This window comes from Streptomyces sp. NPDC031418, assembly GCF_055581605.1.
On the sequence record NZ_JBVIJC010000022.1, the window covers coordinates 104,897 to 118,844 of the forward strand.

Here is a 13,948-nt window from a genome sequence, read left to right on the forward strand (position 1 = left end):
CCCCGCTGTCGGTGCCGACTGGCACGATGGCGTCATGGGAAACGCCGAAGTGCACTCGCTCCACGTCCATCCGGTCAAGGCGTTCCGGGGCCTTCGGTGCCGTGAGGCCGTGGTGGAGCCCTGGGGCCTGGCCGGGGACCGACGCTGGACACTGGTCGACGACGGGGGAAAGGTCGTCACACAGCGCGAGCAGCCGCGTCTCGCGCTGGCCGCCGCCGAGCCCTTGGCCGGCGGCGGCGTCCGTCTGTCCGCGCCCGGGCGGATATCGCTGACGGTCCGGGTGCCGGAGCCGACGGCGACCGTGCCGGTGGACATCTTCGGCACGAAGGTCGAGGCGGTCCCGGCCGCGGCGGAGGCGCATGCCTGGTGCAGCGCCTATCTGGGGTCCGGTGTCCGGCTGGTCCACATGGACGACCCGGCCACCCGCCGCCCGGTCGACCCCGGCCACGCGCTGCCGGGCGAGACGGTGAGCTTCGCCGACGGCTATCCCCTGCTGGTCACCACGACCGCGTCCCTCGACGCCCTGAACTCCCTGCTGGCCGAGGGCGACCACGCCCATGAGGGCCCCCTGCCCATGAACCGCTTCCGGCCCAACCTCGTCGTGGCCGGCACCGACGCCTGGGCCGAGGACCGCTGGTCGCGCATCTCCGTCGGGGACGTGCTCTTCCGTGCCGCGAAGCCGTGCGGCCGATGTGTGGTGACCACCACCGACCAGGACACCGCCGCTCGCGGCCGTGAGCCACTGCGGACCCTGGCCCGCCACCGCAGGGTGGGCGGCAAGCTGCTCTTCGGCGTGAACCTCGTGCCGCTGTCCACCGGGACGATCCGGGTCGGGGACCCGGTGCGGGTCGAGGAGTAGGCCGGGGCGACGGCCGGCAGGCCCCGCTTTCCGGTGCACCGGACCGGGAACCGCGGGCGGGTGCCGTTCGTTGAGAGGGCGTGGGACATCCGTGCGGCACCTGGTGCCGACGGGGTCGCGGCTGATGGGGGCTCCGTCTCCCGGACCCGGGCGCGGGTGAGCGTCCGCTCCGGGGGGGCTTGACGGAGCGTGAGGGGGTGAGGAGTTGCGGGCAGTCTGTGGCCTGTGGCGCTGGCGGCGCAATCCGCTGCGCCGCACGACCGATCTGGCCGAGGCATGGGTGGCCCTCGTGGCACTCCTGCTGATCGCCGTGGCCGCACCCGTGGCCGGCTGGCTGGTCGGTACCGCCGCCGAGAACTCGTTGCAGCGCGCCGTGCGGGTGCAGCAGCACACCCGTCATCTCGTCACCGCCACCGTCGTACACGCCCTGCGGGGCGCCCCGCCGGAGGCCGACCCCGACACCTCCGCCGCGCGCGACGCGCCCCGCCGCGTCCTCGCGGACTGGACCGCACCGGACGGCACGCACCAGCACGGCCCGACCCTCACGGGCCTGAAATCCCCGCACTCCGGCGAGCACTTCCGGCTGTGGACGGACCCGCACGGCCGAATAACGGCCCGCCCGCTGGACTCCGCCACGGCCACGGCACACGCGGTCCTCGCCGGGCTCGGCGCGGCCCTGGTCACCACGACCCTGGTGGAGAGCGCCCGGCGCCTGGCCGTCTGGCGGATGGTCCGTCACCGGTACGCCCGATGGGACCAGGCCTGGGAGCGGGCGGGCCCGGACTGGGGCAAGGCGGGCACCGGCAGCTGACGGCCTGACGGCTCTGGTCAACCCACCGTGCACGCACACGCTACGGTGGACCGGCCGAAGCGCTTTCGGCGACAACCCGCGGGTGAACGACCGGCGGGGACGCAGGTCTTCGGGAGTCCGCATGCACACCGGCCCACGCGGCTGAGCGCCTGCCCGCTCCCGGCGGCCGAGGCAGCGCCCCCGCGGGGAGCGAGCCATCAGTACGACGAGGTGGGGGCACAGCAACGCCATGGCACAGGGCACGGTCCAGGTGACGCACACCGGTACATCGCGGTGGCGGCGCCGCACGGGTGAGTACGCTTCGCTCGCCGCCGCCCTGGAGGCCGCCGCCGACGGCGACGTCCTCACCATCGCCCCCGGGACCTACCGGGAGAACCTGGTCGTGCAGCGGGCGGTGACGCTCCGCGGCCCGGAGGGTTCGCCGGGCTCGGTGCGGATCGCACCGGAGGCGGGGGTGCCGCTGACCGTGCGTGCCTCGGCCGTGGTGCAGGACCTGCATGTCGAAGGCCAGGACGCGGCGGCGCCCGCGCTGCTGGTCGAGGAGGGCACGCCCGAGCTGCTGGGCCTGCGGATCGTCACCCGGTCCGCCGCCGGTATCGAGGTGCGCGGCGGCGCCCGTCCGACCGTGCGCCGCGCCACCGTCGACAACCCGGCGGGCATCGGCATCGCCGTACTCGACGGCGGCAGCGGCGTGTTCGAGGAGTGCGAGGTGGTCGCGGCCGGGCAGGCGGGGGTGGCGGTCCGCGGCGGCGGCCATCCGCGGCTGGAGCGCTGCCGGGTGCACCACGCCTCGGGCACCGGACTGACCGTGACCGGCGAGAACTCCTCGCTGGAGGCCGTCGGCTGTGAGGTCTACGAGGTCCGCGGCTCCGGCGTGCAGGTCACCCAGCAGGCCACCGCCCAGCTGACCGACTGCGATGTGCACCGCACCACCGCCGACGGGGTCACGCTGGACACGGACGCGGTGCTCACGCTCGCCGACTGCCGGATCCACGACATCCCGGAGAACGCGGTCGACCTGCGCTCCCGTTCGGTGCTCACGCTCACCCGCACGACGGTCCGTCAGTTCGGGCGCAACGGCCTGTCGGTGTGGGACCCGGGGACCCGGGTGGACGCCAACCAGTGCGAGATCTTCGACAGCACCGGCGACTACCCGGCGGTGTGGGTGAGCGACGGCGCCACGGCCGTGCTCGACTCCTGCCGGGTGCACGACGTGCCGGACGCGCTGTTCGTGCTAGACCGCGGTTCGCGCGCGGACGTCGTGGACAGCGACCTGTCCCAGGTGCGCAACACCGCGGTCTCGGTGAGCGACGGGGCGACCGCGCAGCTCGACGACTGCCGGATCCGGGAGGCGGCCACCGGCGCCTGGTTCCGGGACCACGGCAGCGGCGGCACGCTCAGCAACTGCACGCTGGACGGCACCCAGACCGGAGTGATCGTCACCAAGGGCGCCGACCCGACCATCGAGCGCTGCACGGTCGAATCCCCCGCCGAGGCCGGTTTCTACGTCTCCGCGGGCGGCCGCGGCAGCTTTCTGAACTGCCGGGTGACCGGCAGCGGGGGCTACGGCTTCCATGTGATCGACGGCTGTCGTACGACGCTGCGCCGGTGTCGTACGGAGCGCTGCGCGCGCGGTGGGTACGAGTTCGCCGACGCGGGACTGGACAGCGGGTCCGGAACCGGCCCGGTGGCGGAGGACTGCACCAGCGACGAGAGCGGCAGTCTGCGGCAGCCGGTGCTCCGCGAGACGGCCGCGCAGACGACGCCGCACTCCCCCGGGCTGCTCGGCTCGGTGCCGGTGCAGCACACCGCCGTACCGGAGCCGTCGGCCGCCCCCACGGAGCCGGAGAAGCCGGTGCGGACGTCGAAGGACGTGCTCGGGGAACTGGACGCGCTGGTCGGACTGGAGAGCGTCAAGCGCGAGGTGCGGGCGCTGACCGACATGATCGAGGTGGGCCGGCGCCGTCGGCAGGCGGGCCTGAAGGCGGCCTCGGTCAAGCGGCACCTGGTCTTCACCGGCTCCCCCGGCACCGGCAAGACCACGGTGGCCCGGCTCTACGGCGAGATCCTCGCCTCCCTCGGCGTGCTGGAGAAGGGCCACCTGGTGGAGGTGTCCCGGGTCGACCTGGTCGGCGAGCACATCGGTTCCACGGCGATCCGCACCCAGGAGGCGTTCGAGAAGGCGCGCGGCGGGGTGCTGTTCATCGACGAGGCCTACGCGCTGTCGCCGCAGGACGCGGGACGGGACTTCGGCAAGGAGGCCATCGACACGCTGGTGAAGCTCATGGAGGACCACCGGGACGCGGTCGTGGTGATCGTCGCCGGATACACGGCGGAGATGGAGCGCTTCCTGACCGTCAACCCCGGCGTCGCCTCGCGCTTCTCCCGCACCATCACCTTCGGTGACTACGGCCCCGAGGAACTGCTGCGGATCGTGGAGCAGCAGGCCGACGAGCACGAGTACCGGCTGACGCCGGGCGCCTCCGAGGCACTGCTGAAGTACTTCACGGCGATCCCGAAGGGCCCCGCGTTCGGCAACGGCCGTACGGCCCGGCAGACGTTCGAGGCGATGGTGGAGCGCCATGCGAGCCGGGTCGCCCAGCTGGCGGACCCCAGCACCGACGATCTGACCCTGCTGTACGCGGAGGACCTGCCGGAGCAGCCGTGAGCGCTCGGACGGGCGCGTATGTGGGTGAAGACGGGGTCGGTCTGGTAGTCGGAGTGGCCGAGGATCGGGGCCGGGAGCGGATGCTCGGGGGTGCGGCCGTAGGCGAGGGGGTCGCGCAGCGGGGCGTGGTCCACCTGGGGGGCGCCCCGGGTCAGGATCTCCGGTTCCGCGGGGCGGCACGCCTCTCCTCACCCCCTCTCCCCGATCCGGGTGACAGCGGCGGGGCCGGTGTGACAGCAGTGGGGCCGGTGTGACAGCAGTGACCGCAGTGGCGTGTGCGCATCGTGTACGGCTGGTGGCGCACCCCGTACCCGCCCGTGAAAAGATGGACGCCCGCGCACCTTCGCGGAGGGTGTTTCGGACGAGTGGCGGCGAAAGGACCGGAGCGTACGTGAGCGAGAATCAGAACCTGCTCGCGGAGCAGCGCCGCGCCCTGATCCTGGACGAGGTCCGGCGCCGGGGCGGAGTGCGGGTCAACGAGCTGACCCGCAAGCTCGGCGTCTCGGACATGACCGTCCGCCGGGACCTGGACGCGCTCGCCCGCCAGGGTGTGCTGGAGAAGGTGCACGGCGGAGCGGTACCGGTGGTCGAGGCGAGCACCCACGAGCCCGGGTTCGAGGCGAAGTCCGGGCTGGAGCTGAGCGCCAAGGAGGACATCGCCCGCAGCGCCGCCCGGCTGGTCACGCCCGGCACGGCGATCGCCCTGTCCGGCGGTACGACGACCTACGCGCTGGCGCAGCACCTGCTGGAGGTGCCGGACCTGACCGTGGTGACGAACTCGGTGCGGGTCGCCGATGTCTTCCACGCGGCGCAGCGCACCGCGGGGCAGCGGCCCGGCGCGGCCACGGTGGTGCTGACCGGCGGGGTGCGCACCCCGTCGGACTCGCTGGTGGGGCCGGTGGCCGACCAGGCGATCGCCGCGCTCCACTTCGACCTGCTGTTCCTCGGGGTGCACGGGATATCGGTCGAGGCGGGCCTGTCCACGCCGAACCTCGCGGAGGCCGAGACCAACCGCCGCCTGGTGCACTCCGCGCGCCAGGTCGTGGTGGTCGCCGACCACACCAAGTGGGGCACGGTGGGCCTGAGTTCGTTCGCCACGCTGGAGCAGGTGGACACGCTCGTGACCGACGCGGGCCTGCCGGCCGCGGCGCGCGCGGAGATCTCCGAGTATCTGCCGCGGCTGATCGTGGCGGGCGAGCCGGAACCGGAATCCGAATCGGACGAGGACATCTGACGCAGCGTCAACTACGCTGACCGTCAACGCCCCGCGTTCGCCGCGGACTTACGGGACTTCACGAGGAGTTCGCCGTCATGGCTCAGCGTCTGCGTCCGGTCGGAGCGGAGTTCGTCGCGTCCGCGCCGGTGCGGCTCGCCTTCACCCGGGAGCTGGCCGCCGCCCCGGGCAGGGTCTTCCACGCGCTCGCCGAGGATGTGCCCGGCTGGCCGCAGTGGTTCTCCGCGGTGGCCTCCGCCCGGCCCACCGAGGGCGGTCGCGAGGTACGGCTGCGCGGCGGCGTCCGCTTCCGGGAGACGGTGCTGGAGGCGGAGGCGCCCGCGGTGTACGCCTACCGGGTCGACGTGACCGACGTCCCGGGCGCCCGGGCCTGGGTCGAGGAGTGGCGCCTCGATCCGGCGGGCGCCGGTACCCGGGTGCGGATGACCTTCGCCCTCGACGGCACCTCCCCGTTCCGCCTGGCGTGCCGCCTGGCCCGCCCCGCGGTGGGCCGGGCCTTCGGACAGGCGATGACGGCTCTGGACGGGCGGCTCGCCTAGAGTCCCCGCCTGGCGTGTTCGAGTGAGCTGTTCGCCCCCTCCGGGTCAGTCTTCCGGCCACACCCCGGTGGTCAGCAGGGTCTCGATCGCCGCGGTGTACGGCGTGATGTCCAGGCCCTGTTCCTCGAGCCAGGTGTCCGAGTAGTACTTGTCGAGGTAGCGGTCGCCCGGGTCGCACAGCAGGGTGACGACGCTGCCTCGACGGCCCTCGGCCACCATCTCGGAGACGATCTTCAGCGCGCTCCACAGTCCGGTGCCCGTGGAACCGCCCGCCTTGCGGCCGATCGCCCGCTCCAGGGCCCGTACGGCGGCGACGCTGGCCGCGTCCGGCACCTTCATCATCCGGTCGATCGCGCCGGGCACGAAGCTCGGCTCCATGCGCGGCCGGCCGATGCCCTCGATCCGGGAGCCGCAGTCGCAGGTGACGTCCGGGTCGCCGGTGGTCCAGCCCTCGAAGAAGCAGGAGTTCTCCGGGTCGGCCACACAGATGCGGGTGTCGTGCTGCATGTAGTGGACGTAGCGGGCGAGCGTCGCGGAGGTGCCGCCGGTGCCGGCCGTGGCGACGATCCAGGTGGGCTCCGGGAACCGCTCCAGTTCCATCTGGCGGAAGATGGATTCGGCGATGTTGTTGTTGCCGCGCCAGTCGGTGGCCCGCTCGGCGTAGGTGAACTGGTCCATGTAGTGGCCGCCGGTCTCCGCCGCGAGGCGGGCGGACTCCTCGTACATCTTCCGGGAGTCGTCCACGAAGTGGCACTGGCCGCCGTGGAACTCGATCAGACGGCACTTCTCGGCGCTGGTCGTGCGCGGCATGACCGCGATGAAGGGCACGCCGATCAGCTTCGCGAAGTACGCCTCCGAGACGGCCGTCGAGCCGCTGGACGCCTCGATCACCGGGCGGCCGGGGCGGATCCAGCCATTGCAGAGGCCGTAGAGGAACAGCGAGCGCGCGAGCCGGTGCTTGAGGCTGCCGGTCGGATGCGTCGACTCGTCCTTGAGGTAGAGGTCGATGCCCCAGTGTTCGGGCAGCGGAAAGCGCAGCAGGTGACTGTCCGCCGAGCGGTTGGCATCGGCCTGGACCTTGCGGACGGCCTCTTTGAGCCAGTCACGGTAGGCGGCGTCGCTGCGGTCGACGTCGAGGGTGGCGCCGGTCCGGGTCTGGGGGGTGATGCTCACGGCGGGCTCCTTAGGCTGTGCGCCGACGACGCCTCGCGTGGCCGACACATCGAGCATAGGCATCTTTAGCACCGCTTCCCACCTGCATAAACACATCTTTCAGCCACTCCAAGGCACGCTGGGGCACAGGCGTGCGAGGCGGCCGGGGCGCACTGGCGCGAGTGCTCCGGGCTCCGTACTCGTGTGCCTCGTGCGTACTGGTGCTCCTCGCCGCATCGGGGCAGACTGCACGCGACGGGACGATCGTCCCGAACGGGGGCGCAGTCAGGAGCAGGAGAGCCACGGGAACAGGCGCAAGGGGGCGGCAGGGAATGGCGGAGCCGGAGTTCACGGCCACGGGCGTGCGGATCGGCAAGCGGATGCGTTCGCTCACCCGGGCCGGGCAGGTCCGGATCAACGGCGGCAGGCTGGAGTTGCTGACCAGCTACGGCAGCGAGATCGACAGCGCGCCGGTGCAGGCGGTGCGCGCGTCCAAGCCGTGGTACGCCCCGGACGACCGGGCGTTGGCCGATCTCAACGGCACGCGGTATCTGCTCACACTGGGCGAGCAGGACCCGGCGCCGGGCCGGTCCGGGCCACCCACGGCACGGCGGTTCATCGAGGCGGTACGGCGCGCGGCCGGGCGCGGCAACTGAACACCGCGCCGCCCGGGCGCCGGTGTGCCTGCATGCCGGCCGGTGCACCGCTGCGCCGGTGCGCGTGCGTGCCGGTTCCCGGGCGCGGGCGCCGAGCGGGGTCATCCGGTCGCGGCGAGTTGCGGGAGCGCTTCCGCTGCGTCACGCTGGTCTCACGTCACTCTGGGTTTACCGGCGATAACGCTGCGAACCAGCCCGCCGGCCACGACAGCAGGCGGACGTTTGGACGCAAGCACCCTGCTGGATCCGTTGTTCTCCGTGTTCTTCCGGTCCTTCAGGACCTCTACATCGGGGAGTCGCAGCCGTGATCAGTCATCCAAGCAGGCACTGCACGGTGGAGCTCCAAGCCCTGCCGTCGCGGATCGGCCAGGTCCGCAGAATCGTATCTGCGCAGTTGCGCTACTGGCATCTGGACCCGTTGATAGACCGGGCCGCGCTCGGTGTGACGGAGCTGCTGAGCAACGTCCACCGGCATGCGAGACCCGACAAGTCGTGCACCGTCGAGCTGGAGCTGCTGCCGGACCGGCTCACCGTCTCGGTGCGCGACAACGACCCGCGCCTCCCCGTACCGGCCGAGGCCGCGGGCGCGACGGACACGGTGGACCTGTCGGACGCGCCGGCTCTGACCGACGCCCTGGACCCGCTGGACGCCACCCCGCTGGCCACCTGCGGGCGGGGGCTGGCGATGGTGGCCGCGGTGAGCGAGAGCTGGGGCGCGCGGCCCGACGGCGAGAACGGCAAGGTGGTGTGGTTCACGCTGCCCGCGACGGCAGCGGTGCGCACCCAGCCGGCGCACGCGCCGCACACCGCGCCCGAGACCCGGCCCGCTCCGGAGCCCGTCCGCGTCGGACCGGCCGCCGTGACACCCCGAGCCACCCCCGTCGGCGCCGGGACCGCCGTACCCGCGGGCGCGGGAGCAGGAGCGCCGCTGTCGGTGGCTCCGGTGGCGAGCGCGGGCGCGCCGGGGAGTACCGGCCCCGCACCGGCAAGCGCGGCCACCGCACCCGCGGTGGCGCACGCCGCCGCGCAGGCTCCCGCCCGGTCGGCCGTCCCCGGCTGACCGGGCGGTGACCAACCCTCGCGTCGACCCCGCGGGCCACGGCCCGCGGGGCGCGCGGCGTCCTGCCGTACGACCGCTCGGCCCACCGCACCGGCACCGGGGACTGGCGAACTGTAACTACTAGTATGTACAGTGATCTCATGAGCACCCCGGAACGACTGATCGAGTCCACCCGTGAGCTGCTGTGGGAGCGCGGGTACGTGGGCACGAGCCCCAAGGCGATCCTGGAGCGCGCCGGCGCGGGCCAGGGCAGCATGTACCACCACTTCAAGGGCAAGCCGGACCTCGCCCTGGCCGCCATCCGGCGGACCGCGCAGGAGCTGCGCGCCACCGCCGAGCGGGCCCTGGACGGTCCGGGCACGCCGTACCAGCGGATCGAGGCGTATCTGCTGCGCGAGCGCGATGTGCTGCGCGGCTGCCCGATCGGCAGGCTGACCATGGACCCGGACGTGATGGCCAGCGACGAGCTGCGCGCGCCGGTGGACGAGACGATCGCGTGGATCCGGTCGCGGATCGCCGGGATCGTCGAGGAGGGCAAGCAGCAGGGGCAGTTCGCGCCCGAGCTGGACGGCGCGGAGATCGGTGCGGCGGTCGTCGCGACCGTGCAGGGCGGCTATGTCCTCGCCCGGGCCTCCGGCTCCCCCACCGCCTTCGACGCGGGCGTCCGCGGACTGCTCTCCCTGCTCGCCCCCACCGCCCGACAGGAGAAGTGAGCCACGTGCACATCACCAGACGGCGTCCCGACACCGTGCGGGGCCCGGCGGAGAACTTCACCGGCACGGTCTGGCTGGACGAGATAGCCGCCCCGGCCGCCCCTTCCCGGCTGCGCATGTTCAACGTCCACTTCGCCCCCGGCGCCCACACGGCCTGGCACCGGCATCCGCACGGACAGGTGCTGCACGTCCTGGAGGGCGAGGGGCTGGTGCAGCGCAGGGGCGGTGCGGTGGAGGAGATCCGCGCGGGCGACACCGTCTGGATCGAACCGGACGAGTGGCACTGGCACGGCGCCGGGCCGCGCACCTTCATGACCCACCTCGCCGTGGTGGAGGCCGCCGCGGACGGCACCACGACCGAGTGGGACGCCCATGTCCACGACGACGACTACCCCGCCTGAGAGGGAGCCCGCATGCATGCGATGCAGTACGAGTTCACCCTGCCCGCGGACTACGACATGGGCGTCATCCGCTCCCGCGTCGACCGCGTCGGCCATCTCCTGGACGACTGGGACGGCCTGGGCATCAAGACCTATGTGATGCGCGAGCGGGGGGTGCACGGCTCCCCGGTGAACCAGTACGGACCGTTCTACCTCTGGAACACCATGGAAGGCATGAACGGCTTCCTGTGGGGAGGGCTGTTCCAGGGGCCGGTCGACAGCTTCGGGCGGCCGGAGATACGGCAGTGGACGGGGCTGGCGTTCGAGGAGGGCAGCGCCTCCGGTTCCGCCGCGTCGTTCGCCGTACGCAGGCGGCTGCCGGTGCCCGAGGGCGTGGAGCTGGCCGCGTTCATGGCGGAGGCGGCGGCCGAGACCGAGCGGCTGGCTGCGGAGGACGGTGCGGTGCTGGCGGCGTCCGCCGTGGACACGCGCGCGTGGGAGGTCGTCCACTTCTCCCTCTGGGAGCACGACACGCCGAAGGCCGACGGCGATGTCTTCCAGGTGCTCCATCTCTCCGCCCCCGGTCGTGCCCTGCTCCCCCGCGGGCGGCAGTGGTGACCGGCGTCCGCACGGTCCTCGGGGACATCCGGCCCGAGGAGCTGGGCGTGTGCGACGCGCATGACCATCTCTTCCTGCGCAGTCCGCAGCTCCCCGGGCAGGCGCTGGCCGATGTCGCCGCCGCCGAGGCCGAACTGGAGGCGTTCCGGGCGGCGGGCGGCGCCGCGGTCGTGCAGTGGACGCCGTACGGCATGGGCCGGCGGGCGGGGGAGCTGGCCGCGCTGTCCGGGAGGACCGGGATACGGCTGGTGTGCGCCACGGGGCTGCACCAAGCGGCGCATTACAGCACGGAGTTGCTGGACGGGCTGCGCGGTCGGCTGGCCGAGGTGTTCGTCTCCGAACTGACCGAGGGCATCGGTACGACGGGGGTGCGGGCCGGGCTGATCAAGGTGGCGGGCGGCTTCCACGCCCTGGACGCGCACGCCCGCTGGACCATGGCCGCGGCGGCCGAGGCGCACCATGCCACCGGCGCGCCCATCGCCGTACACCTGGAACTGGGCACCGGTCCGCTGGACGTACTCGACCTGCTGTGCGGCGAGTTGGGGGTGCCCGGTGACCGGGTGGTGCTCGGGCATCTGAACCGCTCGCCCGATCCCGTGGTGCAGCGGGAGGCCGCCGCGTCCGGCTGCTGGCTGGCCTTCGACGGGCCGTCCCGGGCCCATCACGCCACGGACTGGCGCATGCCGGAGGCCGTACGGGCGCTGGCCGAGGCCGGGTTCGGGGACCGGCTGCTCCTCGGCGGGGACACCGTCGTCGCCGGTGCGCGCTCGGTCGACGGCGGCCCGGGGATGCCGTACCTGCTGCGCCGGGTGCGGGACCGGCTGGTGGCGGCGGTGGGTGCGGAGCTGGTGGACCGCATCCTCGGCGAGCATCCCGGGAGGGCGTTCGGCGTCGACTGGAAGTGAGGCGGGGCGGGGCGGACCGTGGCTCGATCATGTCGGTTCCTGTCCCGGCCGCTGGTTTCGGCGCGGTCCCCGGCTTCGGAGGATGGGCGGGACATACCGCCTGTTCATGCCGAGGAGACGATCCGCCATGCCCCTGGAGATGCGCGACCGCTGCGAGCGCTGTACGACCACCGTCCTGCCGGCGGAGGGGCCGGCCCTGATCTGCTCGTACGAGTGCACGTTCTGCGAGGCGTGCGGCGAGGCGCTGGAGCAGGTCTGCCCCAACTGCGGCGGGGAACTGGTCGCGCGCCCGCGCCGGCGTGCCGGGGCCGTCTGACCGCTCCGCCCCGACCGGCCGACAGCCCCCCCGTTACCGTCTTCGTGGCCCCGCAATGGGGCCTCCGGCCTTCGGGTCCGGCATGACTTCCCCCCCTTGTTGTTGATGATCCGGGGGGTGGTGTCACCGGGTCCGGAGGCATCGACGGACCGCTGATGAGGGGCTTGAGCACCGGCTTCACCCGGGCCGGAAGAGCTCTCCGTAACGTGGATGTGGCAGCTCGATGCCCTGGCAAGGCCGGACGAAAGCGTGATGGAGGGGCCTGCACGTGATCGACACCGGCGACATCGACGTCTTCCTCGGACTGGATGTCGGCAAGGGCGAACACCACGCCACCGCCCTGACCCCAGCCGGGAAGAAGGCGTTCGACAAGCGCCTGCCCAACACCGAACCCAAGCTCCGCGAGCTGTTCGCGAAGCTCCAGGCCAAGCACGGGACCGTACTTGTCGTGGTGGACCAACCAGCCTCGATCGGGGCTCTGCCGCTGGCGGTGGCAAGGGACCTGGGCTGCCCGGTCGCCTATCTGCCGGGGCTGACGATGCGGCGAATCGCCGACCTCTACCCCGGCGAAGCCAAGACCGACGCGAGGGACGCGTTCATCATCGCCGACGCCGCTCGCGCGATGCCTCACACGCTGCGGGCGATCGACGGAGAGGACGAGACGATCGCCGAGCTCGAGATGATCGTGGGCTTCGACGACGACCTGGCCGGCGAGGCGACCAGGGTCGCTAACCGGCTGCACGGCCTGCTGACCCAGATCCACCCCTCGCTGGAACGGGTGCTGGGGCCGCGGTTGCAGCACCCGGCCGTCCTCACGCTGCTGGAACGGTTCGGATCTCCGGCCCAGATCCGCAAAGCCGGCCGTCGGCAGCTGGTCACCCTGCTGCGGCCAAAGGCACCGCGGATGGCCGAGCGGCTGGTCGAGGACATCTTCGCCGCGTTGGACGAGCAGACCGTGACGGTTCCGGGGACCGAGGCTGCCGCGCTGATCGTCCCGAGCCTGGCCGCCTCATTGACGGCCGTCCTTGACCAGCGCAAGCTGCTGGCCAGCCGGATCGAGGAACTGCTGGAGGCGCACCCTCTTTCGAAAGTCCTGACGTCGATGCCAGGGGTCGGCGTCAGGACCGGAGCCCGGATCCTGATCGAGGTCGGCGACGGCAGCACCTTCCCGACCGCCGGCCATCTCGCCGCCTACGCGGGTCTCGCCCCTGCAACCCGCAGCTCGGGCTCCTCGATCCGCGGCGAACAGCCCTCCAGACGAGGAAACAAGCAGCTCAAACGGGCCTTCTTCCTCTCCGCATTCGCCGCTCTGGGCGACCCGGACTCCCGGGCCTACTACGACAAGAAGATCGCCCAGGGAAAGCATCACACCCAGACATTGCTCTGCCTCGCGCGACGCCGGGCCGATGTCCTCTTCGCCATGCTCCGCGACGGCACCTTCTACGAAGTGCGCCTGGCTGCAACAGTCAGCTGACCTGCGGATTCGCCAGCAATACCACCTCGTCGGACTCGACATCGAACCCAAGCACCGGGTGGCTTCGCTCCCAGTCACCCTCGGGCGTCATCACCACTGGCTTGCCCAGTCGACGCCCGATCGCACGAAGAAACCCACACAGCACGTCCAGCCGCTCCTGCCCCTGCAACTCCCGCAGATCCACGTCGAAACCGATCTCGTCAGCCGACTCCAACCGAAAGATCGCCAACACATCCGGAACCGGCCAGACCCGCAGATCCGCGCACTCGGCATCAGCAGGCCGCGACAGCACCTCTTCAGCACGCGGCAGCGGCATGACCACACCGCCCTCGGAGTACTCACTCCGCCAGCCACTCGCATCGATCAGATCGAGGACCGCCTGCCAATCCTCAACCAGAGTCCCAGCGACCCACACATCCGGAAGGCACCCCTCCCACTCAAGGTCGAAGAAATCCTTCACGTCATCCCACAGCAGCTCAGACACCAAGCAATGCTGACCCCACCGGCAACACAACGCACCCTGGTTTCCTTGACGAAGCCCATAGGGCCCCCCGCGTGCAGAA

14 protein-coding genes and 1 pseudogene are annotated in these 13,948 nt (G+C 72.1%); 13 read left to right on the forward strand and 2 right to left on the reverse strand.

Translation table 11 applies throughout. The features are described 5' to 3' along the window. Positions 1 to 34: 34 nt before the first annotated feature. The 5 genes from ACZ5CZ_RS29500 (at position 35) to ACZ5CZ_RS29520 (ending at position 6,111) form a co-directional block, all read left to right on the forward strand. Positions 35 to 859 carry an MOSC domain-containing protein gene (locus ACZ5CZ_RS29500; RefSeq protein ID WP_468947333.1) on the forward strand — a complete coding sequence of 275 codons (825 nt, stop codon included), beginning with the start codon at positions 35 to 37 and terminating at the stop codon, positions 857 to 859. A 205-nt stretch (positions 860 to 1,064) separates the two neighbouring features. Beyond that, the gene (locus ACZ5CZ_RS29505; RefSeq protein WP_468947334.1) at positions 1,065 to 1,670 is read left to right on the forward strand and encodes an Rv1733c family protein; all 606 of its coding nucleotides are present in this window, start codon (positions 1,065 to 1,067) and stop codon (positions 1,668 to 1,670) included. Positions 1,671 to 1,899: 229 nt separating this feature from the next. Further along, complete coding sequence (locus ACZ5CZ_RS29510; protein ID WP_468947336.1) at positions 1,900 to 4,338, forward strand: right-handed parallel beta-helix repeat-containing protein; 2,439 nt, start codon at positions 1,900 to 1,902, stop codon at positions 4,336 to 4,338. Positions 4,339 to 4,729: 391 nt separating this feature from the next. Next, positions 4,730 to 5,572 carry a DeoR/GlpR family DNA-binding transcription regulator gene (locus ACZ5CZ_RS29515; protein ID WP_385842422.1) on the forward strand — a complete coding sequence of 281 codons (843 nt, stop codon included), beginning with the start codon at positions 4,730 to 4,732 and terminating at the stop codon, positions 5,570 to 5,572. A gap of 77 nt (positions 5,573 to 5,649) precedes the next feature. Then, complete coding sequence (locus ACZ5CZ_RS29520) at positions 5,650 to 6,111, forward strand: SRPBCC family protein (RefSeq protein WP_385842421.1); 462 nt, start codon at positions 5,650 to 5,652, stop codon at positions 6,109 to 6,111. A gap of 45 nt (positions 6,112 to 6,156) precedes the next feature. Here the strand turns inward: ACZ5CZ_RS29520 and cds1 are convergent, their stop codons facing one another. Next, positions 6,157 to 7,284: an L-cysteine desulfhydrase Cds1 gene (cds1, locus tag ACZ5CZ_RS29525; RefSeq protein WP_385842420.1), complete on the reverse strand. Its 1,128-nt coding sequence runs from the start codon at positions 7,282 to 7,284 to the stop codon at positions 6,157 to 6,159. Positions 7,285 to 7,595: 311 nt separating this feature from the next. Between cds1 and ACZ5CZ_RS29530 the strand changes: the two genes are divergently transcribed. The 8 genes and pseudogenes from ACZ5CZ_RS29530 to ACZ5CZ_RS29565 all read left to right on the forward strand — a co-directional run bounded on the left by ACZ5CZ_RS29530 (position 7,596) and on the right by ACZ5CZ_RS29565 (position 13,385). Beyond that, positions 7,596 to 7,919, forward strand: a complete 324-nt coding sequence (locus ACZ5CZ_RS29530) for a hypothetical protein (RefSeq protein WP_385842419.1) — start codon at positions 7,596 to 7,598, stop codon at positions 7,917 to 7,919. Between the two features lie 304 nt (positions 7,920 to 8,223). Next, positions 8,224 to 8,829: pseudogene (locus ACZ5CZ_RS29535) on the forward strand (ATP-binding protein); the annotation flags it as partial. Positions 8,830 to 9,104: 275 nt separating this feature from the next. Further along, positions 9,105 to 9,692: a TetR/AcrR family transcriptional regulator gene (locus ACZ5CZ_RS29540; protein ID WP_385842418.1), complete on the forward strand. Its 588-nt coding sequence runs from the start codon at positions 9,105 to 9,107 to the stop codon at positions 9,690 to 9,692. A gap of 5 nt (positions 9,693 to 9,697) precedes the next feature. After that, positions 9,698 to 10,093, forward strand: coding sequence for a (R)-mandelonitrile lyase (locus ACZ5CZ_RS29545; protein WP_385842417.1), 396 nt, complete (start codon positions 9,698 to 9,700; stop codon positions 10,091 to 10,093). 12 nt (positions 10,094 to 10,105) lie between these two features. After that, a complete protein-coding gene (locus ACZ5CZ_RS29550; protein ID WP_468947338.1) occupies positions 10,106 to 10,690 on the forward strand; it encodes a DUF4865 family protein in 585 nt (194 codons plus the stop codon). Continuing rightward, entirely contained in the window at positions 10,687 to 11,595 is a 909-nt protein-coding gene (locus ACZ5CZ_RS29555) for a phosphotriesterase family protein (protein ID WP_468947340.1), read from the forward strand. Before ACZ5CZ_RS29550 ends, ACZ5CZ_RS29555 begins: the two co-directional genes overlap by 4 nt. A 127-nt stretch (positions 11,596 to 11,722) precedes the next feature. Continuing rightward, complete coding sequence (locus ACZ5CZ_RS29560; RefSeq protein ID WP_385842414.1) at positions 11,723 to 11,911, forward strand: DUF1272 domain-containing protein; 189 nt, start codon at positions 11,723 to 11,725, stop codon at positions 11,909 to 11,911. A gap of 268 nt (positions 11,912 to 12,179) precedes the next feature. After that, the gene (locus ACZ5CZ_RS29565) at positions 12,180 to 13,385 is read left to right on the forward strand and encodes an IS110 family RNA-guided transposase (protein ID WP_468947343.1); all 1,206 of its coding nucleotides are present in this window, start codon (positions 12,180 to 12,182) and stop codon (positions 13,383 to 13,385) included. On the opposite strand, the gene ACZ5CZ_RS29570 is transcribed toward ACZ5CZ_RS29565, so the two are convergent. Further along, on the reverse strand, positions 13,378 to 13,869 hold the full coding sequence (locus tag ACZ5CZ_RS29570) for a hypothetical protein (RefSeq protein ID WP_385842413.1): 492 nt from the start codon (positions 13,867 to 13,869) through the stop codon (positions 13,378 to 13,380). The genes ACZ5CZ_RS29565 and ACZ5CZ_RS29570 overlap by 8 nt on opposite strands. Between the last annotated feature and the right edge of the window lie 79 nt (positions 13,870 to 13,948).

What these genes read in the sequence shown, in the direction of transcription:
- ACZ5CZ_RS29500 (WP_468947333.1), top strand. Translation starts at nt 35, where the DNA reads ATGGGAAACGCCGAAGTGCACTCGCTCCACGTCCATCCGGTCAAGGCG.
- ACZ5CZ_RS29510 (WP_468947336.1), top strand. Translation starts at nt 1,900, where the DNA reads ATGGCACAGGGCACGGTCCAGGTGACGCACACCGGTACATCGCGGTGG.
- ACZ5CZ_RS29520 (WP_385842421.1), top strand. Translation starts at nt 5,650, where the DNA reads ATGGCTCAGCGTCTGCGTCCGGTCGGAGCGGAGTTCGTCGCGTCCGCG.
- ACZ5CZ_RS29530 (WP_385842419.1), top strand. Translation starts at nt 7,596, where the DNA reads ATGGCGGAGCCGGAGTTCACGGCCACGGGCGTGCGGATCGGCAAGCGG.
- ACZ5CZ_RS29540 (WP_385842418.1), top strand. Translation starts at nt 9,105, where the DNA reads ATGTACAGTGATCTCATGAGCACCCCGGAACGACTGATCGAGTCCACC.
- ACZ5CZ_RS29550 (WP_468947338.1), top strand. Translation starts at nt 10,106, where the DNA reads ATGCATGCGATGCAGTACGAGTTCACCCTGCCCGCGGACTACGACATG.
- ACZ5CZ_RS29560 (WP_385842414.1), top strand. Translation starts at nt 11,723, where the DNA reads ATGCCCCTGGAGATGCGCGACCGCTGCGAGCGCTGTACGACCACCGTC.